Consider the following 26,019-nt stretch of genomic DNA (forward strand, 5'->3'; position numbering starts at 1 on the left):
AGAGAGCCGTGCCAAAGCAATGCAGGACCGCCTGACGGAGGCGGGGTTTCAGGCCAAGGCCGTCACACGCTAACCCGCATATTTCATGAGAAAACAACCAAACAAAACGAAAAAGGTATAATTTCAGGTAATTACAATCAAAATGTCAGCTATTTTGAAAATGCAAAATGTAAATCGACGTTTGCTGGTTGATTTTCTCACCCTTCGGGCGAGCCGAGTGCACCCATCTTCTGCGTTATCAGAGCTTTGAGGTAAACCACTACATCTGCAGCTCTGATGCCTTGAATATGGGTGCACTCGACTCGTGAAATATCCGGGCTAAGGGCCAGAGCAAAAAATAAAACGTAATCAAACGATGCCTTCTTATGGTAAAAGTCTGGTGAATCACAGGGCCAAGAGGGCTCAGGAAAAAACAAAAGCAATGCCTCCGGCGGCGAGGTGTGCCACCTCGAAAGCAGGGTGCGAATGCGCTTTCCCCTTCGTTCCTCAGGGAAAATCACATTCGCTATCGATTTTGATTGGTCTGAGTTTGTTAAGACCTGTTTGTTAAACTTTTTAAAAGTTTAGTCCCCGGCAGGGCCGCCGGAGGCCTTCCCCATAGGACTAAAAAAGGCGCCTCACTCGGGTAAGAGTGGGGCGCCTTTTTTTATGGGTGGATCCGTTCGGCCGTTCAGGGGAGCATACCTGCGCCCCTTAAAAGGTGACCACCTCGGCCTGTTTCACCATCGTTTTGAGTTTTTCTTCCCAGTCCTGTCCGCCGGTCTGAATGGCCAGTTCCACGGCCAGGTGACGTGGCATGATGTCCAGGTCCTTGTTGCGACCCAGCCCCTGGATGCACGAGGGGCAGTTGGTGAGAATCGTGGTTTCCCGTCCTTTGCCTTCGGTGCGAAGCTGGATCTCGTCGTGCTTTCTCTGGAGCATGGCGTTGGTGATGTCGGGCCGGCTCATGGAGAGGGTTCCCCCTTCGGAACAGCAGTGGGGCACGCTCTCCAGGGAATACCCGGTGAACTCTTCCAGCATGCTGGCCGCGTCTCCGTCCAGGGAGTCGTGGCAGGGGGCGTGGTAGAGGCAGCTGTTGCTCCCCTTGACCTCCAGGCCGCTTTCAAGGGCAAAGCGGCTGACGTCCACGATGTCGCAGGAGAGGATCTCCGGGGCCTCGATCTCTTCCAGGGCTTCCCTGCAGGTACCGCAGCTTACCACGCAGGCGTCGAAGTCCACGTAGCTGATCATCTCTCGGATCTGGCTGAAGATGACCGAGTCCCGCAGGGTGATCTGGCTGTGCTGTACGCCCTTGGCGTTGACCTTGGACGGGAAGCCGCAGCAGATATAGGGGGGTGGCAGTACCACCCGGACGCCCGCAGAGAGCAGGATGTAAATGGCGGCCTTGGAGATGTCGGAAAAGAGCCGCTCAGAGCCGCACCCGGGGAAGTAGAAGACGGACTGCTCCGCCCCTTCCGGCGGGTTGAGGATCATCGCCTGGTTGGATCCGCATTTGGGCAGGATGTCCCGCAGGGTTCCCGGAGGAGTCCGGGGTACGGGAGACTCCAGGATCTGGGTTGCATGCATGCCGGACAGGACCTTTTTCACCGGGACCATGCTCTTCAACATCTGGTGGCCGGTGCGCTGAAGGGATCCCCCCCAGGTCACCAGGCCTTTTCGGAAGAGGGCGTTGCCCAAGGGGTTACGGGTCTCCAGGTACGCCAGGGAGGCCCGGGTGGCCATGCGGGTCTTTTTGTACTTTCTGGAGACGAGGATCTCCCGCTCCATGAGGGACACCTCTGCCGTGTCGATGTCCACCGGGCAGGGCTTGAAGCACTTGTGGCACATGGTGCAGTGGTCGGCGATCTGTTCCAGCTGCTTGAGGAACTTAAAGCGTGTGGAGTGGGATCGCTGCACGTCGTAGAGGATGGCCTCGATGAGGGAGGCGATGGCCAGGTTCTTGTTCCGCGGGTGGTAGAACATGTTTTTGGCCGGGTAGAAGGTGCAGCAGTCGATCTTGCACTTTCCGCAGCGCACGCAGGTGGCGATTTTGGCCGCCAGGGTCTCCAAGGAGCCGTGCTGCAGGATACTTGCCTCCAGCTCCAGCAGGTTGAAGGAGGGGGTGTAGACCTTGGACTGGATATCCGGGTCCATGAGCTGGCCGGGGTTCATCACCCCTTTGGGGTCCACCTTTTTTCGGTAGGCGGCCAGGTCTTTGGCAAGGGCCGGGTCCAGGTACTTCATCTTGGTGATGCCGATGCCGTGCTCGCCACTGACCACGCCCCCTAAGCGCACCGCCTCTTCCATGATGTCGTCGGCGGTATTGGCGGCACGTTTCATCATCTCCATGTCGTTGGAGAAGACAGGGATGTTGACGTGGACGTTGCCGTCGCCTGCGTGCATGTGGGTGGCGATGATGATCTGGCGCGACCTTACCTCGTTGAAGATGCGCTGGATGTCCCCGGTGATGCGCTTGTACCCCCGGAAAAACTCCAGGAGTTCGGAGAGGAGCTGTTTGGCCTGGGCGCCGTCCTGAAGCATCTCGGTGGTGGCGTTGCGGATGGCGGAAAGGGCCTCGCTGCAGATCTCGCGGGCCTTGGGAATACGCGCTTCCAGCCATTCGGGGTCTTCGATGGGCTCTGCGTGTTCCAGGTAGGCCAGGGTGGCGTTGAGAAAGTCCAGCTGGTTGTGGCGGTTCTCTTCCAGGTTGTAGGTGTCTGAAAACCGGGTGAAAGCCCCGATGGCATCCAGGGGGAGCACGATGTCTTCGTTGAGCTTGAAGGCGTTGGTGCGCTTGGCAATGGCACCCAGTTTTTTCCGGTCCTTCCAGAATCGCTCGGCTTCGTCTTCGTCCCGGGCCACAAAGATCTCGGTGTTTTCGTACGGGGCCAGCAGCTCCTGAAGACGGCGGGTTCCCCTGTCGATCTCTTCTTCGTTGTGCCCCACCATGTCGATGAGAAGACCTGCCTTGGGGCTTCCCTTCCGGGTGGCTTTAACCTTGTAGTTGATGGCGAGCATGTACTCGTCGTCAAAGTGTTCCAGGGCAATGAGGCCCTCTTTACCCCCGTTTTTGAACTCCTTGGAGATCTTGACGATGACTTCGCTGGCTTCTTCCATGTCGTTGCCGAAGAACTCCAGGCAGAAGGTGGTCTTGTACTCAAAGGAGGGGTAGAGGATGAACTCGGCGGAGGTGATGATGCCGTCGCAGCCCTCCTTCTGGATCCCCGGAAGGCCGCTTAAGGCCTTGTTGGTGATGTCCTTTCCCAGTCCGACCTTTCGTATCTCCGTGCCGGAGAGGGTGACGGTTTTCTTGATCTGTCCCTCTTCATCCCGGACAGAAAAGAGGACGGTGTCCTCGGGCAGGATCTTTCGCATGGGGTGGTCTTCACGGCGCACCTCCATGTGGCGCCCGCCGGGCATGGCGATGCGGTAGGAGACCAGGTTGTCGATGGCTGTTCCCCACATCACCGCTCTTTTACCTCCGGCGTTTTCGGCAATGTTGCCGCCGATGGTACAGGCCCAGGAGCTGGTGGGATCGGTTGCAAAGACAAGGTTTTCTGCCTCGGCGTAGCCCATGGCCGTCTGAGTGATGACCCCGGCCTCCAGTTCAAGGACCGGCATGGTGGCAGCGCCTGTGCCCGGAGCCGCGGGCAGGTGCTTGATACCCCGGATGCGGTTGAGCTTTTCCGTGTTGATCATCACGCAGCCCTCGGTGACCGGGACGCTGCCGCCGGTAAGGCCCGTGCCCGCACCGCGGGGGATGATGGAGAGGCCGAGCCTTTCCACGGCTTTCACCAGCTGGGGCACCTGGGACTCCCGGGTGGGGCGCAGCACGGCAACTGCCAGGTGGCGTCGCCAGTCCGTGGCATCGGTGGCATGGCTGATGATGGAGAAGGGCTCAAAGCAGACGTTGTGGCGGCCGATGATGGCCCCCAGCTCGCGCTTGATGCGTCGGCGCTGTCGCCGGTGGGTCTTCAGGGTATCGTTCAGGCCCTTCAGGGCCTTGCGGCAGCGCCCGGTGATCTCCAACACCTCTTTCTGATCGGCCATTTTCTCGATGATGGCCAGGTCGTTGGAGGCGGTCTTCAGGAACAGGCGACGGCGGCTTCGGGAGCCGGCCAGGTCGTCAAACAGAAAGGGGTTGCGCTTGAGGATAAACATGTCACCCATCAGGCGCATGAGCAGTTTGGCGGAGCGCCCGGTGATGCGCTTTCCCCTTAACTCCTGAAGCTTGTTCCACACCTTGGCGTCAAAGAGGTAGGTGACGACGAGTTCGTCGTCGGCAGAGGTGTAGTTGTAGGGTATTTCTCGGTAATTTTGCGCTTTCATCAGCTGTATTCCCGTGTCTTGTTGAACACAATGTCGGGGTTCTGTTCCATCACAAAGCCCAGTTGCCATTCGCTTGTGGTGAGGTAGGTAAGGTGGCCTTCGGAGTCCGTGGCAAGGCTGGCCACCTGGCTCTCTTTAAAGGCTTCCAGGCACTTTTTGTCGTCGCTGTCGATCCATCGTGCCACCCCGATGCTTACGTGTTCGTAGGCGGCATCCACGCTGTACTCGTTTTTGAGTCGGGCGATGGTCACTTCAAACTGCAGTTCGCCAACGGCTCCCAGGATGTAGTCGCTTCCGCGCAAGGGGCGGAAAACCTGGACCGCGCCCTCTTCGGCAAGTTGCAGCAGCCCTTTCTGGAGCTGCTTGGTCTTCAGCGGGTTTTTCAGCAGCACCCGCTTGAAGTGTTCCGGGGCAAAACTCGGGATACCGGTGAATTTCAAGGGCTCCTTGGTGGTGAAGGTGTCCCCGATCTTGATGGTCCCGTGGTTGTGAATCCCGATGATGTCGCCGGGATAGGCCTCTTCCACGTTGGTGCGGTCCTGGGCCATGAAGATGGTGGCGTTGGCAATGGTGATGTCCTTGCCGATGCGGTGGTGCTTGACCTTCATGCCCCGGGTGAATTTGCCCGAGCAGATCCGGAAAAAGGCGATGCGGTCCCGGTGGGCCGGGTCCATGTTGGCCTGGATCTTGAAAACAAACCCGGAGAACTCCTCTTCGCAGGGCGAAATCTCACGGGTAAGGGCCTTTCTCGGAATGGGCGTCGGGGCCATCTCCACAAAGGCGTCCAGGAGCTCCTGCACCCCGAAGTTGTTGATGGCACTGCCGAAGAAGACCGGGGTCTGGGTGCCCTTGAGGTAGAGGGAGAGTTCAAAGGGATCGGCGGCCCCTTCGATGAGTTCGATGTCGTCCCGCAGGTCGTTGGCCTGGCTGCCCAGCAGCTCATCCAGGGTGGGGTCGGAGAGGTCCTGGATGCGGATGCCCTCTTTGGCCAGGGTCTCTTTTTCCGGCGAGAAGAGGTGGATCTCTTTTTTGTAAAGGTTGTAGACCCCTTTGAACCGCTTGCCCATGCCGATGGGCCAGGTCAGGGGGGTGCACTCGATCTGAAGCTTCTCTTCGATATCCGCCAGGATGTCCAGGGGCTCCATGCCGTCCCGGTCCAGCTTGTTGATAAAGGTCATGATGGGGGTGTTGCGCATACGGCACACCTCCATGAGCTTTTCAGTCTGCGTCTCCACCCCTTTGGCGTGGTCGATGATCATCATGGCGCTGTCCACGGCGGTCAAGACCCGGTAGGTGTCTTCGGAGAAGTCCTTGTGACCGGGGGTGTCGAGGAGGTTGACGTCGTAGTCCCGGTAGTTGAACTTCATCACCGAGCTGGTGACCGAGATCCCCCTCTCCTGTTCAATGGCCATCCAGTCACTGGTGGCGTGTCGGTCTGTCTTGCGGGACTTTACGGCGCCGGCCTGCTGAATGGCCCCCCCAAAGAGGAGGAGTTTTTCCGTCAGGGTGGTCTTGCCCGCGTCGGGGTGGCTGATGATACCGAAGGTTCTGCGCTTGTTGATTTCCCGGGTGAGGGGAGTGTTTTTTTCAAAAGACATGCTGTTTGTCATACCTGAACACATAATAAAATCATGAAAAGCGCCTTCCGGGTTTCCGGGGGACGCGGGGGGAGCCGATGGGGTGACGAGGGGAGTGTCAACAGCACCGTGATGGTGGCTTTATGGGGAGATGCAGGGGCGTTGTTGATGTTTTCCGCAATCGTCGCGTTACTTTTGACCGATTTGTATCAAATCTCCTGGATGTTTTCTTGCGGCAACCGCCGAAAATGAACCGGTCAGAACCATTCTAAATAAGCCATTTCACATTCTTTTTCAAGGGAATTGAGGGGAGCGCGTGTTTTTCTTTCAGGCATGGGAGGCGTAAAAAAAGAGCCAAGACGACGGTGGGAGGCGGGAGAAGGTCGTCGTCCGGGTAGGAGGCTCATTTTCGGAGGGGGCTATTAAGATGGAGACCATCTACGCATGGTTTGGTGGTGGGAAAGGGTTGCGTAGATGGCCCCCGGCAGAAGGCTTGGGTCTGGTGTTGGTGTTAAGGTGGGGACCATCTACGCATGGTTTGGTGGTGGGAAAGGGTTGCGTAGATGGCCCCCGGCAGAAGGCTTGAGTAAGATGTTGGTGTTGCTGGTCTGTCTAATGGACCGTGTGCGTGCTGACGGAGTATTCGAATTCATTTTTTAAAATGGTCAGCACAAGCTCAATGGCGTCTTCGTCGATGATGTGTCCGGTCCATCCCATGCTGTGTAACTGGTGGTTGATAAAACCCACCGTGAAGGTTCCTCCGTCTTGAAGGATGCAAAAAACATCTTTGCCCAGTCTGTTGACCTCCGAAGGGCCGAGCCCTTTATCCGACAGGTGCCAGAAGAGAGAGGTGCAGACATCGATGGTGGTTTGATTTTGCTCTTGCATGGTGCCCATTCCTTGAATGGTTGCGACATCATCCGTCGTTGTCTTGCCTGAGTAGAATTGCAGGGAGCGTGCCGGATGTGCCATGGCGTTGGCTTTTTTTTGGCTTTTTTGGGGGGGGACTCGAAACTGCCTGAAAACAAGGCTGAAACGACAGGCTGTGTGTTGGCTTTGTTTTGGGGCGCTGTTTGCTGTGGTCAGGGAGGATTCGGGAAAGGATCGCTTAAGTGGATGGGATGTGTTCACAAAAGTGAATAGTTGGTTTGGATTGTGGCCGAAAGGCGGCCCCCCTTTGCGGCCCCTGCAGGCCGTTATTCCAGGGGGGCGGACGGGCAGGCGTCGTCTTCTCCATGGTCTGCGGAGGACCAGCCGAGGCGGGAGATGCTGTACTTTTTCATGAGGGTGTACAGACGGGTCCGCCCCAGGCCGGAGATCAGGCAGGCCTCTTTGATGTTTCCGCGCGTGACCCGCATGAGGTGCTTGAGGTAGGCCTGGTCCGCCTGGGTCAGTACCTCTTCCCGGGAGGGCATGGCATCGGGGCGGGACGGGAACGCCGGAGAGGGCTCGGGGACGAGCAGGGGAGGCACGGCCGTAAGCCCTTCGGATTTTTTCCTGACCTGGTAGGCGGTGGTGGCCTGGGGCGGCACATCGCCCTTTAAGTTGGCACGGGCCACGTGGACACGGATGGCGTCGGGCAGGTGCATGGGAAAGAGGATGGGCTCTTCCCCTGCTTTGCTGATGGCCCCTTCCAGGGTGTTGACGAGCTCCCGGATGTTGCCGGGCCAGCTGTAGGCACAGAGCACCTGGAAAAAATCCGGGGAGAAGCCTTTGGGCTCGATGCCGAAGTTCCGGCAGATGGCCCCGGTGTGGTAGAGGATGATGGCCTGGATGTCCTCCGGGTGCATGCGCAAGGGGGGCAGTTCGATGGCGACGGTACGGAGCCGGTAGAGGAGGTCGTTCCGGAACGTGCCTTCGGACACCATCTTGTCCAGGTCCCGGTTGGTGGCGGCCACCAGGCGGAAATCGCTTTTCTGCTCGATGCGGCTTCCCACGGGGCGGTAGCATTTCTCCTGGAGGACGCGCAGGAAGACCTTCTGCAGGGGCAGGTCCATCTCCCCCACCTCATCTAAAAAGAGGGTGCCGCCGTCTGCCTGCTTTACAAGGCCTTCGGAGGTCTTTTCCGCCCCGGTAAAGGCCCCTTTTTCATGGCCGAACAGGGCGCTCTCCTTCAGGGTCTCGGGCAGGGCCGCGCAATCCACCACCACAAAACGGCTTTCTTTACGCTTGCTGTTGTTGTGGACGGCCCGGGCAAAGAGCTCCTTGCCTGTGCCGGTCTCCCCGGTAATCAGGACGCTGGCGTTGTTCCGAGCGGCGTGGGCCAGGGTGGTGAGGCAGTCGTGGATCACGGGGCTGCTGCCGATGATGCCCTGGCTGTCCACGGGGTCCTCCTTGACGGAGGAGGCCTTGAGGTTCTCCCTGTACTGAAGGGCCCGGCTCAGGGTGAGGGTGATCTCTTTCAGGTTGAAGGGCTTCTGGAGGTAGTCCCAGGCGCCGTTTTTGATGGCCATCTCCGCACCGTCGGCATCTCCGGCCCCGGTGATGATCACCACCTCGGGTTCCCCCGGGGTACTTCGGATTCGGCGCACCAGCTCCAGGCCGCTTCCGTCGGGCAGGCCGACGTCTAAAAAGACGAGATCAAAGGCGGCGCTCTCCAGCTGCTGCAACCCTTCGGTGAGGGTCTGCCGCGACAGGGAGCGGTGGCCTTCCCTTCGGATGAAGGCTTCAAGAATTTCACATATCTGCTGGTCGTCGTCGATGATGAGGATGGTGGCCATGGGCAATGCGTTCTCCCCGAATCAGAAGATGGCGTTGGTGGTGGGTGACGGCGGTCGATTTGCCGGTTGTGGCGGCGCAAGCGGTGTGGGCGTGAACCACAGCAGGCAGGTCCGAAAGGGGCCTGGGGTACAGACCGTGTCCCGGTTGTTGCGTCGAAGCCCATCGCCGTCTGTCACGTCGGGTGCTTCGGATTTGTTGTGGGCATATATCAATCTATATAACAAATTTTATCAACTCTGCAATCACTTATCAATGGAGAGCCCGACGCAACGGGACGTGTTACCCGGGGCGGGGAACACGTCCTTTTAGTTGCCGCGGCCACCCCGGTTTCTAAAGGGGCGTAACGGCACAGCGTTTTTTTCCCGAACGCATGGCGCCGACGGAAAGGCGCAACGCCCTCCCGTCGGCCCGTGGCTTATCGGGTCAGGTGGCGGTACTTGATCCGGTGGGGCTGGTCGGCGTCGATACCCAGACGCTTCTTGCGGTCTTCTTCGTACTCGGAATAGTTTCCGTCGAACCAGACCACCTGGCTGTCCCCTTCAAAGGCCAAGATGTGGGTGACGATGCGGTCCAAGAACCAGCGATCGTGGCTGATGACAACAGCGCAGCCTGCAAATTTTTCCAGGGCCTCTTCCAGCGCCCTCAAGGTGTTGACGTCCAGATCGTTGGTGGGTTCGTCAAGGAGAAGGACGTTGGCACCCTCTTTGAGCATGCGGGCCAGGTGCACCCGGTTTCTCATGCCGCCGGAGAGAAGGCCGACTTTTTTCTGCTGGTCGGAGCCCGAGAAGTTGAAGCGGGAGACATAAGCCCGTGAGTTGACCTCGCGGTTGCCCAGGGTGATGGTGTCCTGGCCGTCTGAGATCACCTGCCAGATGCTCTGCTCGGGGTCAAGGGAGTCACGGCTCTGGTCCACGTAGGCGAGTTTGACCGAGTCGCCGATGCTGATGGTCCCGCTGTCCGGGGTGTCCTGGCCCGTGATCATTCGGAAGAGGGTGGTCTTGCCGGCGCCGTTGGGGCCGATGACACCCACGATGCCGCCGGGAGGCAGCATGAAGCTCATGTCTTCCACGAGGAGCTTGTCGCCAAAGGCCTTGGCAAGCCCTTCGGCCTCAATGACCTTGTTGCCGAGGCGGGGTCCGGGGGGAATGTAGATCTCCATCTCCCTTTCGCGCTCTGCGGTGTCCTCTTTCAGGAGGGTTTCGTATGCCGAGATACGCGCCTTGGATTTGCTGTGGCGCCCTTTGGCGCTCATGCCGATCCACTCCAGCTCCCGGGCAAGGGTCTTCTGGCGGGTGCTCTCCTGCTTCTCTTCCTGGGCCAGGCGCTTGCCCTTCTGGTCCAGCCAGGAGGAGTAGTTCCCCTTCCAGGGAATGCCTTCGCCCCGGTCCAGCTCCAGGATCCATCCCGCCACGTTGTCCAGGAAGTAGCGATCGTGGGTTACGGCGATGACGGTGCCTTCGTAGCGCTGGAGGTGCTGCTCCAGCCAGGCCACGGTTTCCGCGTCGAGGTGGTTGGTGGGTTCGTCAAGGAGCAGGATGTCGGGCTTCTGGAGCAGCAGGCGGCACATGGCCACGCGGCGCTTTTCACCCCCGGACAGGACGCTGACCTTTGCATCGGGGGGCGGGCACCTCAAGGCGTCCATGGCCATCTCGAGGCGGGCGTCGAGGTCCCAGGCCTCCAGGTGGTCCATTTTTTCCTGGACCACACCCTGGCGGTTGATGAGCTTGTCCATGGCGTCGTCATCCATGGGCTCTGCAAACTTTTCGTTGATCTCATCGTACTCTTTGATGAGATCAACCACTTCCTGAACACCTTCCTTTACCACTTCGATGACGGTGCGGTCCTCGTCCAGCAGGGGCTCCTGCTCCAGGTAGCCGATGGAAAAACCGTCCGATAAGATGGTCTCGCCGTCAAATTCTGTGTCCACCCCTGCAAGGATGCGCAGAAGAGAGGACTTCCCGGAGCCGTTCAGGCCCAGGACACCGATTTTGGCCCCGTGGAAATAGGAGAGAGAGATGTTCTTGAGAACCGGTTTTTTTTCGTAGTATTTGCTCACACGGATCATCGAATAGATGACCTTGTTGCCTTCGTTTGACATGGAATCACTCCTTGGGTGGCGAGGCGGGGATGCCGCGCTGCCGATATAACCGGGTTATTCCCGGCCCTTGTGTTCAGATGGCTCGTTGAGGAGATACCGCGACGCGCGTGGTCCCTTTCCTGCCGCATAACCGAGGTAACCTACCAGACTCCTTCGAAACTCGCAAGTACAGGTTCGCGACAGAGAAGGGCAAACACACATGCGTTCCCTGCGCGACGGCTTCCTGTTTTGAACCCTCAGGCTGACGGGGCCGGGCCGGTTGGGAAAACCGATGATGGGTTGTGTTTGTTGACTGTTTCAAGGGGTTGTCGATGGGGTGTGTGCGGGGGGCTCAAGGGAAGGGGGCCTTGACGTTTCAATTTTTATCAGGCGGAAGGGTGGAAAACGATGCCACCGTTGGCCTTGTGGGGGAGTAAATTAGGCCTGGTTTGTAACGTATCGGTTTGATACCTGCTTTCGAGGTGGCACGCCTCGCCGCCGGAGGCAGTCCGGTTAAAGGTGCCTCCGGTGGCCCTGCCGGGAGCCAAACTTTTGAAACGTTTGAAAAACAGGTTTTAAAAACAGACTCAGTTTAACCTGAATCAATAGCGAATGTGATTTTCCCTGAGGAACGAAGGGGAAAACGCATTCGCAACCTGCTTTCAAGGTGGCACACCTCGCCGCCGGAGGCATTGCTTTTGTTTTTTTTGAGCCCTCTTTTACCCCACCAGCCATTTGATGACGCGCCCCACGATGGTGAAGAGGTCCGGGTCGCTGTGCCTGAGGGTGGCTCCGTAGGTGTCGAAGCCGCCGCCACTGTGGACCGTGGTGGCCCGCCGGACTTTGATGTCCTCCCGGGCCTCCATCTTCCGTTTCATCTCTTCTCTTTTGTCGTTGTACATCTTCCCGCCGGCCTTGACCCACTCCAGAAGGTGACGGAGCTCCCCGCCGTCCAGCCAGAGGCCGTGGTCGGGGCAGCGGTCGATGATCACCCCGCTTCGCTGGCCGAAGTTGACGCGGTTCATGATGGTCTCGCACACCGGGCACTTGATGTAGGTGATGCCGTACTCGTCATGACGCTGCAGGGCGTAAAGTTCTTTGAGCTTGTTGTGGTTGACGTGGCTTACGTTTTTCACCGTGGCCTTGATGAGGGCTTCAAGCTCGCCGGAGTCGAAGAACATGCCCATGCATGTATCGCAGCGCTCGATGAGAAAGGTCCCGCCGATTTTGAGGTCGATGGTCTTCATGGCCACCTCGCACCTCGGGCAGATGCGCTCATGGTCGGGGACCACCTCGGTGAACTCGTGGATACCGGTGAGGTCGGTGTCGTTGCGGGTGCCGCAGTAGCTGCAGACAATGGTGTCCGCAGGGATGGGGGCAGAACAGTTTTTGCAGTTGGCCATAAGTCAGACTCTGTGATGTGACAATGATTTCAACATTAATATAAGCGCCTTCTATGGTTGAAGACGCCGGAAAAAAAGCAGCCTCCGGCGGCCCTGCCGGGGGCTAAGCTTTTAAATAGTTTAACAAACAGGTCTTAAAAAATGATGATTAAGTCACGTTTGGTTTTTTAAGGCGGATGTGCTTTTCCCCGAGGAACGAGGGGAAAAGCACATCCGCAACCTGGGGTCCAGGGGATCATCCCCCGGACGCCGGAGGCATGCTTTTCCTGTCCACTTTTACCGTAGACGGCATGTCTTTTATCAAGGCAGCGGGGGCGGCCCGTCTCCCAGAAGGAGCCGCAGCTCCTGGACATCGGCGGCTTTTTCCCAGCCGTCCATGCCCTTGCGCCAGATCAGGGTCTCTTTGGTAAGGGTCTTGTCCCGGATCATCTCGTCGATGATTTTGCGGGAAAAGGGCCCTTTTTGTTCGCCGCCGATACCGAGATAGTACGTGATGGCTTCCTGTGCCGGCAGGGGAGGGGGCACGGCGGCACAGGAGGAGGCCGGGGCGGCTGAAGGCTGGATGGCCTGGGCCCCCTGGTCGGCCATGGTCCGGGTCATCTGGTTGGCCATGGCAAAGCCCATGCCCATGCCCACGCCTGCCGAGGCGTCCCCCGAGGGGTTTTCCGCAGCTTTTTCGAGGGCGTTGGCGGCCTGGAATTTGGTGTAGGCGTCCAGGTCCCCCACGATACCCATGCTGGTGCGTTTGTCCAGGGCCTCTTCCACGGCTTTGGGCAGGGCGATGTTTTCGATGAGCAGCTTGGTGAGGTCCAGGCCGTAGGCGGAAAATTCCGGGGCCAGCTTGGTCGTGACCCAGGCCGAGAGCTCGTTGTAATTGGCCGCCAGGTCCAGCACCGGGATCTTGCTTTCGGCCAGGAGGTCGGCAAAGCGGGTAATGACCATGCTGGTGAGCTGGCCGGTGATCTCTTCCACGGTGAAGTGGCCTTCGGTACCGGCAATCTCCGTGATAAAGGCCTTTGGGTCGGCAACGCGGACCACATAGGTGCCGAAGGAGCGGAGGCGCACCGGCCCGAACTCGGGGTCCCTCAAGGTGATGGGCTTTTTGGTGCCCCACTTGATGTCCGTGAAGTTGCGGGTGCTGAGAAAGTAAACCTCGGCTTTAAAGGGGCTCTCAAAACCGTGGTACCACTTCTGGAGGGTGGTGAGAACGGGGAGGTTGCGGGTGTTGAGGCTGTAGAGTCCGGGGCCGAAGACATCTGCGATCCGACCTTCACTGACAAAGACCGCGGCCTGGGATTCCCGAACGGTGAGCTTGGCCCCGTATTTGATTTCGTTCTGGTACCGCGGAAATCGCCATACCATGGTATCCCCGGAGTCATCCAGCCAGTCGATGACATCAACCAGTTCACCTTTCAGCTTGTCCCAAAGAGCCATGTGGGTTCTCCTTCATCGTCGAGTGAGGCCGCCGTGCGGCCGGTTACGGAGCCGGGAACGTTTGTGCCTTGTTCCTTACTGATCGGACGGGAGCGCGTAGGACTTTAAACGTGTCGCCGGACCGGTTCATCCGGCGGCACGTTGTGGCGATGGGTTTGCTATTCCACGGAAAAATCGGTCTGGGCAAGCAGGGTTCCGTCTTCGGCCAGGATTTCAACGCGCCAGGGCGCGGGGATGGCCGGGGCGATGACTTTGGAACTCCAGGTACGCCAGGAGGCGGCGGCACCGATGTTTAAGGGAATCTCTGCCACGCGCTGGCCGTCACGGTACCACACATGGGTGATGGTGGTGGGCTCGGGCGAGGCGATGCGGCTGTGGCAGAAGAGGCGCGGGGTATCCGTGGAGAAGAGGGTCCCGATCTCAACGGGCTCCCGCTCGGCAACACCCGTTGCGATGACCATCTCCGAGACAGTGACAAGGACCGGGGTGCTCAGCTCTTCGTCGGTATCGGCGGCGATCTCAAGATCGCTGGGGGGCATGGGCTCCATGGGTTCCACGGTCTCCATGGGAACGGACTCCGTCTCGGCGGCAGGCGCCTGGGGATACTGGTCGGACTGGGCTGTGATGGTCACCTCACCGGGATTGGCGTCATCCAGGGTGGGGGCGGCTGAGGCAATGGAGCTTACGGCACACAGGGAAAAGACGGCGATGAGAAGCGTTGTGAAAGATTTCATCATGTTTCTTTCCTTTTGGATAGGATGCCTGGGGTGTCTCTTCAAGGCATCGGGTTCTAAGGGGCGAAGGTTGCCTTATAAAAATCTTCGTGAAATCCGACGACAATCCGGTCTTTCAATCGAAGGGTGGGAGCGCGCAGGTTGCCGGACGGCCCCATGGCCGCCTTGAGGATGGCCTCTTTGTTCGTGTCGGTGGTCTGCCATTCCGTCACCTTTTTGCCCCGGGCCGTAATCACCAGGGGGCGAGATGAGAGGATGGTCCAGGCTGCATCGGCGTCAATGCGTTCTTTTCGTGCATCGACCACCTCTTTCGGGGCGAGGTTCAGGGGCCCAAGAAACTCCTGGGTTTTGGTGCAGGACGTTCAGCCCTTTCGAAGGTATGCCCATTCAATCATGATGTTCTCCTTGGTTTGTCTGTGACATGTGTGACCGACGGGGTGCCGGGGCGGGGTTCCAAAGGGAGAGGGGAGGGGAAGGCCCTCGGCGGAGGGCTTCCCCGGTGTGGAACGGATGTCCGCTGGGTTATCCGCAGCACTTTTTGAATTTTTTGCCGCTGCCGCAGGGGCAGGGGTCATTGCGGCCCACCTTGGGCCCTTGGCGGACCATGGTCTCGGGGACCACGCCCACGCCGTCGTCAAAGTACCAGGAACCGTCGAGTTTTACAAAGGTGGCCAGCTCATGGTGGCGGGCTTTTTCCCCTTTGATGGCGTAGTTGGCGATGAACTCCACGCGGCCGGTGTCGTCATCCACCCCGCCCTTTTCGGTGCGGACCACTTCCAGGTTGAACCACTCCGACTTGGCCGCCCAGTTTTTGGTCTGGCGTTCGTCGTGGGTGTGGCGCTTGTCGGGACGGATGGACTCCTTTAAGAAATCGGTCTCCACTTTGGCGTAGGCCGTGTATCGGGCGCGCATGAGCTGCTCTGCCGTTTCAGCGGCTTTCTCGCCCCTGATAATGGGTCCGCAACAGGTATCGTAAGCCGCATCAAGTCCGCATGGGCATGTATCCATGAGTCTACTCCTTCAAATCTGTATCATTACGTCTTTCCGGGACCCTAACCGGGCCGGTCAGTCACTGTTTACCCTCGTTGAGGTTCTATATAAATAAAATGACGCGTAAAGTAAACGTCCAGCATCACACGGGAGAACCGGCCACGGGACCCTCCTCGTGGGCGGGCATCTCTTCCAGGGTGGTGACGATGGGATCTTTCATAATCGCCTTTTTTGCCTGGGCTGCTGCAGCCGCCGCCTGGGGAAAGACCGCGGACAGGGCCGCGATGTGGTGCAGGTTGTCGGCGGTACGCAGGATCAGCCGGGAGAGATCCCCCTCCTGGAGCCCGGAGAACCGGACCACGTCGTTCCAGGGCGTGCCCGAGGCCCAGAGGTAGAGCGTGGCCGCCGGGTGGAGGTAGAGAAATGGGACCTCAAAGCCCCAGTCGAGCATTTCTCTGGCAAAGGGGGTCAGGCCTTTGCGGATCGTCAGAAAGGTCCGGATCAGGCTCTTGGGCAGAGCGTTTCGGTTGATGCTCTCGTCGTCCCGCTCCCGTTCATTGACAAAGGAGGCCACCATGGCCGTCATGAGGGCGGGGTCCTCGGGGAAGAGTTTCAGGCGGAAGCACTCTCCCACCAGCAGGGGGGAGTCGATGCGCAGGCGGGAGGCCCACTCTCCGTCGGCGGTGAGGCGGTTGTCGTCGTCCACAAACCCTTTGAACTTCAGGAACTCCAGGTGGAGTGTGAAATCTTCCCAGAGACGCCTGTTCCCCCGGCTTCTTCCCCGCTTTTTCTCCAGGAGGAAGGCCGCAAAGGATTTTTCCAGGAGCCCTTCGATCTGCTGGGGGCTGTGGGAGAGAAGCAGGTTCAGCACCATGGAGAAGTTGATGCGGATCTGGCTCTCCACACGTTCCGGTGCCTGGTTGGTGAGGCGGGCCAGGTGACGGAGGTCGTTGAACTTGCCGGGCAGGATCACGGCAAAGCCCACCTTGTCCTTGCCCCGCCTGCCGGCCCTTCCGGTCATCTGGTTGTACTCCGAGGAGGAGAGGGGCATGAATTCCACCCCGTTGTACCGGTCGGAGTTTAAGATCACCACGCTCCGGGCGGGAAAGTTCACCCCGGCCGCCACGGTGCTGGTGGCGAACATGGCGTCTAAGAGCCCTTCGTTCATGAGGGTCTCGATGACGATTTTCCACCCAGGGAGTTGCCCGCTGTGGTGGGCGCCCACGGCCAGGTGCTCCAGATGATAGCGCTGCTTGTGGCGGCTGAGATGGGGGTGGGCCGTTAAGATCTCATCCACACGCTGGGAGAGGAGATCGGCACGGGCCGGGTCCCCGGCCAGGATCTCGCCGGAGCAGAGCTCCAGGGCCCCGTTGCAGTCGGCCCGGGACTTCATGAAAAAGATGGCGGGCAGCAGCCGGTATTTTTTGAGCACCTTCATGATCTCGCCCATGGGGGGCAGCCGGTTGGGGGGCGCAAGGATGGGGGGATTGTCCTGGTTGACGTAGGAGTTGACCTTTTTATACAGCCCCACGTTTCCTTTGCCCCCTTTCTGGCTGACAAGGGGAAACAGGGTGCCCGAGGGGTGGAAAAAGAGGGGGTGCAGGGGCACGCTGCGCTTGGTCTCTTCGATGACCTGGACCTCCCGTCCCCGAAGGTCGGTGAGCCAGTCCGCGATCTGGCGGGCATTGCCCACGGTGGCCGAGAGCAGAAGAAGGGGAATCCGGGAGGGGAGATAGATCATCACCTCTTCCCAGACCACGCCACGGTCGGCGTCGCCCAGGTAGTGGGCTTCGTCCATGACCACCAGGTCGGTGGTGAGGTCCCGGCCGGTGTGCATGGCGTCGTAGAGCTGGTTTCTCAGGATCTCCGTGGTGCCCACGATGATGGAGGCGTCCGGGTTGTCTTTGATGTCCCCGGTGAGGATGCCCACGTTTTCTTTGCCGAAGAGGTCGCAGAAACGGCTGAAGATGGTGTTGGTCAGGGCCTTCAGGGGCGTGGCGTACCAGCACCGTTCACCCCGTTCAAGGGCCTTGAGGATCACCTGCTCGGCGATCCAGGTTTTTCCCGACCCCGTGGGGGCGGTGACAAGGCAATCCCCATGGCGAACCGCCTCCACCGCTTCCAGCTGAAAACGATCTGGAGAAAACGGGCGGGCCTCCGGGGTGCCTATCTGCTCAAAGATCGGTTTAAGCCGCTCATCGGAGCCGGCTTTGATGGTGGGAGCAAATTTTTTTTTGGGCGGCCGGTGGCTTCTCCGGCGCTTGGGGTGGGGGCTTCGTCTGTGATAATTTTGTGTCATAGGGTGAGGTCTCTAACCAGTCTAAGCAATGGATGCAACGTTTATCATGGATGGCACACCCAAGTTGCCGGATGTTACTTCGGCAGCGGGTGGCCTCTAAGGCTTTTTTTTCGTATCTCTAATCAACATTCCACTCTATCATATCCCGTTGTTTTATGTATCGTCAAAAGTCCCCTGACATGTTCCGGGTGGTTCAGAAAGAGGCGGCAGGTGCCGATACCATAAAGAAGAAGAGGGGAGGGCCCCTGACGTGGTTATGGGCCCAACATGCGAACGCAAACCGCCTGGAGAGTCCCGTGAAACGTGTGTTGCCTGCCTTGGTTGTTTTGTTTCTTTTCAGCGCCTGCACCCAAAAGCGCTTTGCCTTTGAGTACGAAGGGGAACCCGTTGCGGCCCCCCGGGAGACGGCGGCTGCGGTGTGTCGTGTTCAGGTGGTGCCGGAAGGTGCGGGGCAGCCCGGGTTCCGGGTGACGGCGGCCCGGCACGTGCCCGAACGGGTGGCGAAAACCCGAGTCGAAGCCAGGGGGGTGACGCGGTGGGAGATTCACGGATACGAGCCCGACGCCCAACTGATCCTGGGAGGTGCCCTTTCCACGGTGGCCGGCGTGGTGGTGACCCCCGTTTGGTGTATAAAAAGGCTCTTTTCCGGGTGGGGAGATCCCGAAGGGGAGGAGGCCATGCGGCAACGGGTCTTTGACAGCCACCTGCGCTCATGGCTTTTCATGGGGTACCTCTGGGCCCCCGTGGATTATGAGGTGCTGGACCGGAGCCGTGTGTACCGCGACACCGGATCCCTGCGTGAAGAGGACGGTTCGGATGCCGTCCGGGTGACGGTTCTGGATGACCAGGGGCGCCGGGTGGAGACCACGGCCTTCGGCGGGGGCCATTACCGGCCCGATGTCACCGACACCCTCCTTGAATCGCGTTCCCTTTATATCAGCGCTTCCTGCGACGGTGGGGCCGACGCCCTCTCCCTTGACCTGCTTCCCTGGTACCGGCAGCGATACGATCTCACCCCAAAGGAAGCCTCTGCCTTTGAGCGCCTGCTCCCCCAACAACGCCCCTACCTGCTGACCCTCCCCCCGGAGCTGCGCGCCGATTTTCTGGCCCTTTCCAGGCAGGAGCAGGCCAGGTTTACAGAGCAGCTTCCCCTGCCAGCCATTGGGGATCGCGGGGCGGTGGAAGCAGCCCTCAAGACCGCAGCCAAAGGACGGCCAAACTCCGCCGCATCCTTTGATGACGATCTTCCCGCCCTGCTCAAGGCAAGCCGCCCTGTCCAAAAAAAGTCCCGAAACTGGCTCTTTGCCATGGGCATCGAGGCCTACGACCAGACCGGACCCATCACCTACTCACGCCGCAGCGCCGAGTTTTTCACCCGGGTGGCCATGAAACGCCTGGGGGTCCCATCCGAAAACGTTTTTCTCCTCACCGACGATGGGTTAAGCGAAATCCCGGGGCTTGCATCCCGCACCTTCCCCGCCACCGCCGCCTCCATCAAGGACCAGTTTCGCTTTCTCCTGCGGGAGGTGGCCGAGGGCGACCGCATCTACCTGTACTACAGCGGCCACGGCCTGCCTTCCCTCACCGAGGGCGGCGCCCCCTACCTCCTGGCCCGGGATCAGGCACCGGATTTTATCCACACCGATTCTTTTTTCAGGGTGGATGCCCTGCTGGAATCCCTGGCCCGAAGTCGGGCCTCAGAGACCGTGGTGTTTCTGGACAGCTGCTTCACCGGGGCTGCCGACGGTTCATCCGCTTTTGGCGATAGCCGGGCCGCAACGCGCCTCGTGCCCAAAAGGATAGAGATCGATGACCGCCGCATGGCCGTTCTCACCGCCGGGACCGAACGCCAGTTTTCCAACATGTACCCGGAAAAAGGCCACCGCCTCTTCAGCTACTTTCTCATGAAAGAGCTGTGCCACACCCACCACACCCTGGAGAGCCTCTTTGAGCGCGTCCACGACCAGACCCGCCGCGTCAGCAGGGCCCGGGGCGGCACGCAACTCCAGGAACCGACCTTGAGGGGCACCGGCCGGTTGACGCTGTCGGTGAAGTAAAAAAAATACCGTATGCTTTTTATGGTTAACGTGGGGGAAAAAGCTTGCCTCCGGCGGCCAGACCGAGTGCTCACAGGGCATTCGCGTGATGTGTGACATGGGGCGGCCGCTTTTGCAGGAGAGACCCATGTTGTTTTTCTGGAAACATGATAACGGGCTTTTGGGATTCGTTTGACTTCAGCTTATGCCTCTGGCGGCCCTGCCGGTGGGCAAATCTTTGAAAAGTTTGATAAACAGGTTTTAAAGGCAGACTCAGTTTAATCTGAACCAATGGCGAATGTGATTTTCCCTGAGGAACGAAGGGGAAAGCGCATTCGCAACGTGCTTTCAAGGTGGCACACCTTGCCGCCGGAGGCATCTTTTTGGTTTTTACTCTGCCCCTGTCGTTCACCCGACTTTAACCATAGAAGGCTTTTTTGATAAAAGGCCTTCTTTTTGATCTACATGTGATTAGGGTGTGTGTGATGCGTTGTGCAGGATGGATTGTTGGGGTGGTTTTTCTGTTGGGTTGTCTCGGCTGCGGCGGGCCTGGCTGGTATGTGAACCGGGACCTTGAGGGGCCCGGGCATGTGCTGGTGGGGTACGGGCAAGGCGAGACCATGGCGGAAGCCCGGGCGGACGCGGCCCGGGAGATCGCCGAGTCATTGGGGGTCCGGGTCTCTTCCACGGGGGAGATGGTGAGGGAGCAGGGGCCAGGCGGATCGTCGGGGTATGCCCGGTTCCGGGTCTCCCTGGTCAGCCGGTTTGTTCTGGACGACCTCACCCCGGTGAAGCACGGCAAGGCAGGGGGCACACATTTTGTGGCCCTGGCCTATGACAACCGCACGTTCATGCAAAAGCTCGGGGATGGCCGCATGGGGGAACGGACCCCGGGTCAAGTCCATGCCTCCGGGTACAAGGCGAGCCTTCCTTTTTCCTACAACCTTTCGTTTCTCGGTATTTTTCCCGACGACTATCACCTGGTCAGACGCCACGGGGGATGGGCCATGGGGGTTGCGCAGAAGGTCTACCCCATCCCGCCCGAGGAGTGGTTCCGGCAGCTCTTTGTGGAAAAGCCAGAAAACCAGGGGCTGCGGCTGGTCGTGACACCTTCCGGCGTCTTGCGATCGGGACGCTGCTACCGGGTTTTAGTGACCCCGCCCCAGACCACCGGTTATCTCAGCCTCTACCATGTCTCCGAATCAGGTCAGACCCTGCGTCTCATGGCAAACCAACCCGTGACATCCCGTGAGCCCGTTTCCTACCCCGATGCCGAACGCTACAAAGGCCTGGAGGCCATTGCAACCGATGGGAACGGCAGCCGGGACATGATCCTTGCCACCTGGGCTCCGGAGCCCATGGAGACCCCCGTTACACCTCCACCGGTGGCCAGCACCCCATGGCCCGGCGCCGACGAGCGTACTTTCAGCTACGGCGACCTCCTCGATTCTTTGAAGGATGCCCTGTGGGCCAGCCGGTTTGTGTGGATTCTCGGTCGATAGAAGAAAACTCTCCCGCGATCCTCCCGGGGGCAATGTTCTGAAACGTTAGACAAACAGGCTTGAAAAATATTTAGCTGTGCCGACCGAAACGTTTTTGCGGTTTGCCAGGGCGTAGCCGTTAGCTTTATTCAAAAAGCGACCTGCCGGAGGCCAACTGACGAGTGACAATGAAAAACGTAAGAAGAGCTGTTTCAGAAAGATGCAAAAGAGATGTTGCTGTCAAAGTATCGCGGGCGGATGAAAAAAGTTCCCTTCGGCAATGACCAGACCAAACAGAGCGTTGCATTTCACAAGTTGCATGGAACATACGGGCACCATCAGATAGAATATCGTTAAACCGGTTATTTATTATGAAATAAAAAGGGGCTCTTGGGGGCACCTACCGGACCATGGTGGGGCTACCCCGTACCGACAATTCAAAGGGTTTGTATCGCTGGCCGTCGCCCCGTAGGGTGCATTTTATGCACCATGATGGGGAGGCTAAGGCCTTTATGGTCCGTGGGCCTTCGATGGGCTCATCGTCTTCGTTTTGGTGCATGGAATGCATCCTACGCATGGCGGGGCTTCCAATGCTTTCGGTTTTGCCCGTCCGTTGCCGTCCATTTGCTGCATTGGTCCTGCGACAGGTTTGCCCCACCAACGCAAAACGGGACACAGCATAAGCTGTGCCCCGTTCTCACAATTGGGCCCTTGCAGGCACCGATCGGCCCATGGCGGGACCGACCATATCGGTTCTGGTGAGGGCCATTTTCATGTCCCCACCAGCCTGATTTTCATCTCTTCATCTCATTGCACAGAGCCCTTGGCTCCGACGACACCTTCCCCGGACAGCCCCATCTGTCGGTATCGGGGAGGTGTCATTATCCCCATATGTGTTTGTTGAATCGTAATTATTTTTAAGGCCTGTTTGTTAAACTTTTTAAAGGTTTAGCTCCCGGCAGGGACGCTGGAGGCATAAGCTGAATAGTTACCTTGAAGCTATAATTTTTCCAGCTCGGCCACGATGGCGTCGCCCATGGCGGCGGTGCCGACCACGGTGCTTTTCTCCCGGGCGATGTCGGCGGTGTGGGTGCCGGCTTCAAGGACGTTGGAGATGGCCGTTTCAATGGTGCCGGCGGCTTCGCCCAGGTCGAGGCTGTAGCGCAGCATCATGGTGGCGGAGAGGATCTGGGCGATGGGGTTGGCCACGCCCTGGCCCGCGATGTCGGGGGCGGAGCCACCGGCGGGCTCGTACAGGCCGAAGCCGGTCTCGTTCAAGCTGGCCGAGGCGAGCAGCCCCATGGAACCGGTGAGCATGGCGCACTCGTCGGAGATGATGTCTCCGAACATGTTGCCGCAGAGCAGGACGTCGAACTGGTGAGGGTCTTTCACCAGCTGCATGGTTGCGTTGTCGATGTAGACGTGGTCGAGGGTCACTTCGGGGTACTCTTTGGCCACCTCGGTGACCACTTCACGCCAGAGGACCATGCTGGTCAGGACGTTGGCTTTGTCCACGCTGGTGACTTTTTTGCTGCGCTTCATGGCGGCGTCAAAGGCGTTTCGGGCGATGCGCTCGATCTCGAATCGGCTGTAGACCAGGGTGTCAAAGGCGGTCTCTTCAGGGCCTTCGCCGTGGCGTCCCTTGGGATCGCCAAAATAGATGCCGCCGGTGAGCTCTCGCACGCAGAGGATGTCAAAGCCGTCTTTGGCGATGTCGGCACGCAGGGGGCAGGCGTCTACCAGGGTCTTGAACACCTTGGCCGGACGCAGGTTGCAGTGAAGCTTGAAGTGCTTTCGAATGGGGAGCAGGGCACCGCGCTCGGGCTGTTCGGCCGGGGGGAGGTGCTCCCACTTGGGGCCGCCCACGGAGCCGAAGAGGATGGCATCGCTCTCTTCGCATACGGTGACGGTGGGCTCGGGAAGGGCTTTGCCCTGGTTGTCGATGCCGGCACCGCCTACGTCCGCCCAGGTGTAGGCGAGTTCAAAACCAAATTTTTTCTGGGCCGCGTCCAGGACCTTGACCGCTTCGGCCATCACCTCGGGGCCGATTCCATCACCGGGTAAAACAGCAATCTTTTTCATCACACCACCATTTAAAAACGATTCATGCCGAATTCGTGATTTGGATTCGGCGGGGTTTCGGGCCTGCGGAGAGATACTCCGGACCGGCTTATGCGTTTGGCGTATGCCATATTAACCAATACTGTAACGTCTGTAGTATTGGTTAAGTCGGGGGCTTTGTCAAGGCTGTATGTGACGATTATGTTCGCGTCGGCCTGCAGCGTGTCGCCCGAAGTCCTCTCTTGTGAGGGCATCGCCGGAGATCCTTTGAGCTGAATAGCAAGATGGGCAAAATGGAAAGCAATACAGGAAAAGTGTGGCTTCGGGATTCTATTGTATACCATTTCCTGATTGTTGAACCCAGAACCCAAGGAGTGACAATGCAGATCAATCCCAAGAAAGAAACGTATTCTATTTTTCCCGTCGGTCGTGTTCATGCAGAGATAGAGGGAGGCTTCACCCTTTACGTTGGCAAGGCCTTTTGCAGCGCGCTGCAAGAGCTTCACCGATTCAGCCATGTGCAGGTGTTCTGGTGGGCAACCGACCATGACACCCGGGAAGACAGGGGGCGTCTTCTGACGGAGCTCCCTTATGCAGAGGGCGTTGAGGCCGGTGTTTTTGCCTGCCGGTCCCCGTATCGGCCCAACCCCATTGCCGTGACCACCTGTGCCTGCCTTCAAGTGGATATGGCCCGGGGCATCATCCGGGTCCCCTGGATCGATGCCCATGACGGCACACCCATCATCGACCTGAAACCCTATATCCCCGTGTCGGACAGGGTGCGAGAGGCTGTGGTCCCGGAATGGTTCGAGAACTGGCCCCAGTGGCATGAAGACGCATGGCAGCTCGAAGGGATGGTTAATACCAGTAAGTGACCTGAAAAACCCTTTGACCTGTCTACAGGTTTATAGGCTACTGAGTGGAGCCGGATAGAGTGTTGAGTTGACGGAACAGATGAAAGGAACAAGGTGATGTACACCGTTTCCGATGTCATGAGAAAGCTCGGCATATCCCGCTCCACGCTTTTCTATTACGAGAGGGGCGGTTTGGTTGTGCCTGAAAAGGATCCGGTGAACGGGTACCGGCTTTACTCGCAGGGTACCCTGCATCGGCTTGTGATGTTGACGCAGTTCCAGAAGGCGGGGTTTTCCCTTGCCGAGTGCCGGTGTTTTGTGGACGGCGAACCTTCTTGAGATAACAGAACAGATGAAAGGAACAAGGTGATGTACACCGTTTCCGATGTCACGAAAAAGCTCGGCATATCCCGTTCCACGCTTCTCTATTACGAGAGGGGTGGCTTGGTTGTGCCTGAAAGGGATCCGGTGAACGGGTACCGGCTTTACTCGCAGGGTATCCTGGACCGGCTTGTGATGTTAAAGCAGCTCCAGAAGGCGGGGTTTTCCCTTGCCGAGTGCCGACATTTTATGGACGGCGATCCTGATATGGCGCTTGTCCGGGAGCGGCTCGTGCACCTGGAAAAGGAGCTGGTGGAGATGACGGTGGCCCGGGACCTGCTTCGTTCCCTTTATCATCGGATCACCGGGGATGCCCCGCCAGAGATGGCTCCTGCCGATGCACGGGAGTGGCATGCAGAGTTTGAAAAACGTTCGGCAGATGCGCATGCGGCCTGGTTGCGAAAGATGGGGTTCAGTGAAAAGGAGGCCCTCTACATTCGCTGGGTATCGCGGGACATGCACGACAACGCCACCTACGTGAATCATTTTTTTCACGTCTTCGAACAGATGAAGCGCCAGGGGCCGGGGAGCACCGAGGCGACCCTCAAGGCGTTTGGCAGCATCTGTCATCCGGAGGCAATCCGTTCCATCCTCGATATCGGATGCGGTTCCGGCTCGGCTTCTCTCGTCCTGGCCGCGGCGTGCGGCGCACATATCACTGCCGTGGACAACCACCAGCCGTTTCTGGATCGTCTTCAAGAAGAGGTGACCCGCCGGGGATTGGAAGATCGGATCACCCCCCTTAACATGAGCATGCACAGCCTCGACTTTCCGGAGAATCACTTTGACCTTCTGTGGGCCGAGGGCAGTGCCTACATTGTTGGCGTGGAGGAGGCCCTTTCTCTGTGGCGCCCCCTTATCCGCGACGGCGGTTATCTTTTCCTGAGCGACGCCGTATGGCTTACCCGCAAACCTTCCAAAGCCTGCCAGGACTACTGGCGCATTGAATACCCCCGGATGACCGACCCCGACACACGAAAAAAGCAGGCGGAAACCCTGGGCTATGAGGTCGTTGACACCTTTATCCTTCCGCGCAGGGACTGGCAGGATTTTTACAGCGACATGAAAGCCTCCGTTAAAAAGACCATCGAAACCTTTGGCATGAGTCGGGCCCTCCGGGAGATGACCGACGAGATTCTCCTGGATGAAACCCATGGCGACGAATACGGATATGTCTGCCTGCTTTTGCAAAAAAACAAGTAACTATTCAGCTTATGCCTCCGGCGGCCCTGCCGGGGGCTAAACTTTTAAAAAAGTTTAACAAACAGGTCATAAAAAAATAGTTACATGAATGCCGTTTTAAATGCAGATGTGATTTGACCCGAGGAACGAGGGGCAAGTTACATCTGCTACCTGCTTTCAAGGTGGCACACCTTGCCGCCGGAGGCTGTTTTTTGGGGCTGAATAGTTACAAAACAATTAACCACAGGGTACCTCCGGCGGCCAGGAGCCTTTTGCTTCGTGTGGCTTCGCCCTCTTTGGCCCCCATGGCGATGCCATGAAACGAAAAATCGAGTGTGATCGGGCTCAGGCGCGTAGACCGGGAGCATTCGTGATTGGGGGCAGGGGGTGGCAAAGCCACTTTGGCAAAAGGCCCTGGCCGTCGCAGGGGGCTGAATTATTGAGAGAATTCGTAAAGGTAAAGCGCCTGATATTGCTTTTG

General features: G+C 58.7%; 18 protein-coding genes and 1 pseudogene. 7 read left to right on the plus strand and 12 right to left on the minus strand.

Annotated elements, in window-relative coordinates; genetic code table 11:
• Positions 1-192: hypothetical protein (locus tag BLQ12_RS27800; protein WP_217640342.1), on the plus strand; the 192-nt coding region annotated here is incomplete at its 5' end.
• 501 nt (positions 193-693) lie between these two features.
• Here the strand turns inward: BLQ12_RS27800 and BLQ12_RS17350 are convergent.
• The 11 genes and pseudogenes from BLQ12_RS17350 to BLQ12_RS17400 form a co-directional block, all read right to left on the minus strand.
• Positions 694-4,308, minus strand: a complete 3,615-nt coding sequence (locus tag BLQ12_RS17350; RefSeq protein WP_092212392.1) for a DUF3683 domain-containing protein — start codon at positions 4,306-4,308, stop codon at positions 694-696.
• The gene (locus tag BLQ12_RS17355; protein ID WP_404825990.1) at positions 4,308-5,918 is read right to left on the minus strand and encodes a peptide chain release factor 3; all 1,611 of its coding nucleotides are present in this window, start codon (positions 5,916-5,918) and stop codon (positions 4,308-4,310) included. The genes BLQ12_RS17350 and BLQ12_RS17355 overlap by 1 nt, the downstream gene beginning before the upstream one ends.
• A gap of 579 nt (positions 5,919-6,497) precedes the next feature.
• A complete protein-coding gene (locus BLQ12_RS17360; protein ID WP_092212394.1) occupies positions 6,498-6,773 on the minus strand; it encodes a hypothetical protein in 276 nt (91 codons plus the stop codon).
• Between the two features lie 308 nt (positions 6,774-7,081).
• Positions 7,082-8,605: a sigma-54-dependent transcriptional regulator gene (locus BLQ12_RS17365; protein ID WP_092212396.1), complete on the minus strand. Its 1,524-nt coding sequence runs from the start codon at positions 8,603-8,605 to the stop codon at positions 7,082-7,084.
• Between the two features lie 416 nt (positions 8,606-9,021).
• On the minus strand, positions 9,022-10,704 hold the full coding sequence (gene ettA, locus BLQ12_RS17370) for an energy-dependent translational throttle protein EttA (RefSeq protein WP_092212398.1): 1,683 nt from the start codon (positions 10,702-10,704) through the stop codon (positions 9,022-9,024).
• Positions 10,705-11,402: 698 nt separating this feature from the next.
• Positions 11,403-12,086, minus strand: a complete 684-nt coding sequence (locus tag BLQ12_RS17375) for a zf-TFIIB domain-containing protein (protein ID WP_092212400.1) — start codon at positions 12,084-12,086, stop codon at positions 11,403-11,405.
• 300 nt (positions 12,087-12,386) lie between these two features.
• Positions 12,387-13,520, minus strand: a complete 1,134-nt coding sequence (locus BLQ12_RS17380; RefSeq protein WP_092212402.1) for an SPFH domain-containing protein — start codon at positions 13,518-13,520, stop codon at positions 12,387-12,389.
• A 158-nt stretch (positions 13,521-13,678) separates the two neighbouring features.
• The gene (locus BLQ12_RS17385) at positions 13,679-14,257 is read right to left on the minus strand and encodes a DUF2914 domain-containing protein (protein ID WP_092212404.1); all 579 of its coding nucleotides are present in this window, start codon (positions 14,255-14,257) and stop codon (positions 13,679-13,681) included.
• A gap of 53 nt (positions 14,258-14,310) precedes the next feature.
• Positions 14,311-14,604, minus strand: a pseudogene (locus BLQ12_RS17390) (hypothetical protein); the annotation flags it as partial.
• A 172-nt stretch (positions 14,605-14,776) separates the two neighbouring features.
• Positions 14,777-15,262 carry a YchJ family protein gene (locus tag BLQ12_RS17395; RefSeq protein WP_092212408.1) on the minus strand — a complete coding sequence of 162 codons (486 nt, stop codon included), beginning with the start codon at positions 15,260-15,262 and terminating at the stop codon, positions 14,777-14,779.
• 124 nt (positions 15,263-15,386) lie between these two features.
• Positions 15,387-17,543 carry a DEAD/DEAH box helicase gene (locus BLQ12_RS17400; RefSeq protein WP_092212410.1) on the minus strand — a complete coding sequence of 719 codons (2,157 nt, stop codon included), beginning with the start codon at positions 17,541-17,543 and terminating at the stop codon, positions 15,387-15,389.
• A gap of 296 nt (positions 17,544-17,839) precedes the next feature.
• On the opposite strand from BLQ12_RS17400, the gene BLQ12_RS17405 reads away from it, so the two are divergent.
• The 3 genes from BLQ12_RS17405 (at position 17,840) to BLQ12_RS28530 (ending at position 21,417) form a co-directional block, all read left to right on the plus strand.
• Positions 17,840-19,600 (plus strand): caspase family protein, encoded by a 1,761-nt coding sequence (locus BLQ12_RS17405; RefSeq protein WP_175469899.1) that lies wholly within the window; start codon positions 17,840-17,842, stop codon positions 19,598-19,600.
• A gap of 491 nt (positions 19,601-20,091) precedes the next feature.
• Positions 20,092-21,081: a DUF932 domain-containing protein gene (locus BLQ12_RS17410; protein ID WP_092212414.1), complete on the plus strand. Its 990-nt coding sequence runs from the start codon at positions 20,092-20,094 to the stop codon at positions 21,079-21,081.
• Between the two features lie 186 nt (positions 21,082-21,267).
• Positions 21,268-21,417 carry a DUF7986 domain-containing protein gene (locus tag BLQ12_RS28530; RefSeq protein WP_496559520.1) on the plus strand — a complete coding sequence of 50 codons (150 nt, stop codon included), beginning with the start codon at positions 21,268-21,270 and terminating at the stop codon, positions 21,415-21,417.
• Between the two features lie 642 nt (positions 21,418-22,059).
• Here BLQ12_RS28530 and leuB read toward each other — a convergent pair.
• The gene (gene leuB / locus BLQ12_RS17415) at positions 22,060-23,142 is read right to left on the minus strand and encodes a 3-isopropylmalate dehydrogenase (protein WP_092212416.1); all 1,083 of its coding nucleotides are present in this window, start codon (positions 23,140-23,142) and stop codon (positions 22,060-22,062) included.
• Between the two features lie 359 nt (positions 23,143-23,501).
• On the opposite strand from leuB, the gene BLQ12_RS17425 reads away from it, so the two are divergent.
• The 3 genes from BLQ12_RS17425 to BLQ12_RS17435 all read left to right on the plus strand — a co-directional run bounded on the left by BLQ12_RS17425 (position 23,502) and on the right by BLQ12_RS17435 (position 25,559).
• Positions 23,502-23,996, plus strand: a complete 495-nt coding sequence (locus tag BLQ12_RS17425; protein ID WP_175469900.1) for a TrmO family methyltransferase domain-containing protein — start codon at positions 23,502-23,504, stop codon at positions 23,994-23,996.
• A 96-nt stretch (positions 23,997-24,092) separates the two neighbouring features.
• Entirely contained in the window at positions 24,093-24,314 is a 222-nt protein-coding gene (locus tag BLQ12_RS17430) for a MerR family transcriptional regulator (protein WP_092212425.1), read from the plus strand.
• A gap of 30 nt (positions 24,315-24,344) precedes the next feature.
• The gene (locus tag BLQ12_RS17435) at positions 24,345-25,559 is read left to right on the plus strand and encodes a MerR family transcriptional regulator (RefSeq protein WP_092212427.1); all 1,215 of its coding nucleotides are present in this window, start codon (positions 24,345-24,347) and stop codon (positions 25,557-25,559) included.
• Positions 25,560-26,019 lie beyond the last annotated feature (460 nt).

Origin of the sequence: Desulfoluna spongiiphila (assembly GCF_900101345.1) — a bacterium.
Classification (GTDB): domain Bacteria; phylum Desulfobacterota; class Desulfobacteria; order Desulfobacterales; family Desulfolunaceae; genus Desulfoluna; species Desulfoluna spongiiphila.

Excerpts from the sequence above, each read along its gene's own strand:
- BLQ12_RS17375 (WP_092212400.1), bottom strand. The coding sequence starts at position 12,086 with ATGGCCAACTGCAAAAACTGTTCTGCCCCCATCCCTGCGGACACCATT.
- BLQ12_RS17350 (WP_092212392.1), bottom strand. The coding sequence starts at position 4,308 with ATGAAAGCGCAAAATTACCGAGAAATACCCTACAACTACACCTCTGCC.
- BLQ12_RS17365 (WP_092212396.1), bottom strand. The coding sequence starts at position 8,605 with ATGGCCACCATCCTCATCATCGACGACGACCAGCAGATATGTGAAATT.
- BLQ12_RS17355 (WP_404825990.1), bottom strand. The coding sequence starts at position 5,918 with ATGACAAACAGCATGTCTTTTGAAAAAAACACTCCCCTCACCCGGGAA.
- BLQ12_RS17385 (WP_092212404.1), bottom strand. The coding sequence starts at position 14,257 with ATGATGAAATCTTTCACAACGCTTCTCATCGCCGTCTTTTCCCTGTGT.
- BLQ12_RS17400 (WP_092212410.1), bottom strand. The coding sequence starts at position 17,543 with ATGACACAAAATTATCACAGACGAAGCCCCCACCCCAAGCGCCGGAGA.
- BLQ12_RS17380 (WP_092212402.1), bottom strand. The coding sequence starts at position 13,520 with ATGGCTCTTTGGGACAAGCTGAAAGGTGAACTGGTTGATGTCATCGAC.
- leuB (WP_092212416.1), bottom strand. The coding sequence starts at position 23,142 with ATGAAAAAGATTGCTGTTTTACCCGGTGATGGAATCGGCCCCGAGGTG.
- BLQ12_RS17425 (WP_175469900.1), top strand. The coding sequence starts at position 23,502 with ATGCAGATCAATCCCAAGAAAGAAACGTATTCTATTTTTCCCGTCGGT.
- ettA (WP_092212398.1), bottom strand. The coding sequence starts at position 10,704 with ATGTCAAACGAAGGCAACAAGGTCATCTATTCGATGATCCGTGTGAGC.
- BLQ12_RS17435 (WP_092212427.1), top strand. The coding sequence starts at position 24,345 with ATGTACACCGTTTCCGATGTCACGAAAAAGCTCGGCATATCCCGTTCC.
- BLQ12_RS17430 (WP_092212425.1), top strand. The coding sequence starts at position 24,093 with ATGTACACCGTTTCCGATGTCATGAGAAAGCTCGGCATATCCCGCTCC.
- BLQ12_RS17360 (WP_092212394.1), bottom strand. The coding sequence starts at position 6,773 with ATGCAAGAGCAAAATCAAACCACCATCGATGTCTGCACCTCTCTCTTC.
- BLQ12_RS17395 (WP_092212408.1), bottom strand. The coding sequence starts at position 15,262 with ATGGATACATGCCCATGCGGACTTGATGCGGCTTACGATACCTGTTGC.